Below are 1,081 nucleotides of genomic sequence, written 5' to 3'. Positions count from 1 at the left end.
AAACTAAGAATATCATGCCTAAGCATTACCAACAACTCCAATCTTTTGAACGCGGTCAAATTGAGTCCCTGACTCGATTAGGATTTGGCGTTCGTCAGATCGCCAGCCGGCTTCACCGGAGTCCCAGCACCATTTCTCGCGAATTAAAACGCGGGTTAACCACCCAGATTGATTCCCAGAAACATCGGTCATATCAGGGCTACTTTGCCGAGCGCGGGGCGGCTTACTATCGAGAACAGCGGGCCAAGTGTCACCCCAAAGGCTTACTGCAGCGGGCTGCCGTGTTCTTCAAGTCCCTGCCGAAAGCTTTAAAAGCTAAGCCACGAGTTTTCAGTGTCGATACGTATGTCCACTATTTCAAAGCTCATTACCCGAACTTTCCCTGCCCATCAACGGCTACGGTCTATCGGTATATCGAGGCTGGCAAGCTCCCGGAGCTTCACAGCTATGATTTACCCATGAAGCTACGTCGCCGCGTTAAACGCCCGAATCACCGACATGCCCGCCTGAATAAAAAACGGCTTGGACAGTCCATTGAAGACCGGCCCGCAGTGGTTCGGAAACGTCAGGAGTTGGGCCATTGGGAAGGCGACTTAGTGAAAGCCAAACGGGTTGAGTCCGAACCAGCTTTAATGACGTTAACCGAGCGAGTTAGCCGGATGGAAATTATCGTTAAATTGCCTGATTACCGGGCAGAGACTTGCCGGCAAGCCCTCCAAGATACGATTGATGATTACGGTGCAGAAAACTTTCGGACGATCACGTTTGACAACGGCTCGGAATTCGCTAGTTTAAATCAGGTTCAAGGAACGGAAATCTACTTTGCCCATCCATATTCTCCCTGGGAACGGGGCACTAATGAGAATGTAAATGGTCAATTAAGAGAGTTCTTCCCAAAGGGGCATTCCTTTAAAAACCTCTCATTAGTGGATCTGCAGTTGGTTCAAGACACGCTGAATCACCGTCCCCGCCGCTGTTTAAGCTATAGTTGTCCAGCGGATGTTATGCCACAACTGGTTTAACTTTCTAGACCAATTATAAGAATAGGCCATTAGTGTTGCACTTAACTTGACAATTGAGG

The 1,081-nt window shown here is 48.9% G+C and carries 1 protein-coding gene; it reads left to right on the top strand.

Translation table 11 applies throughout. From position 1 onward, the window contains the following. On the top strand, positions 1–1,022 hold a 1,022-nt coding region (locus tag FD47_RS14575), incomplete at its 5' end, for an IS30 family transposase (protein WP_235806124.1). Between the last annotated feature and the right edge of the window lie 59 nt (positions 1,023–1,081).

The organism is Lentilactobacillus parafarraginis DSM 18390 = JCM 14109, from assembly GCF_001435895.1.
Classification (GTDB): Bacteria; Bacillota; Bacilli; order Lactobacillales; family Lactobacillaceae; genus Lentilactobacillus; species Lentilactobacillus parafarraginis.
This window is presented reverse-complemented; position numbering and strand designations above follow the sequence as displayed.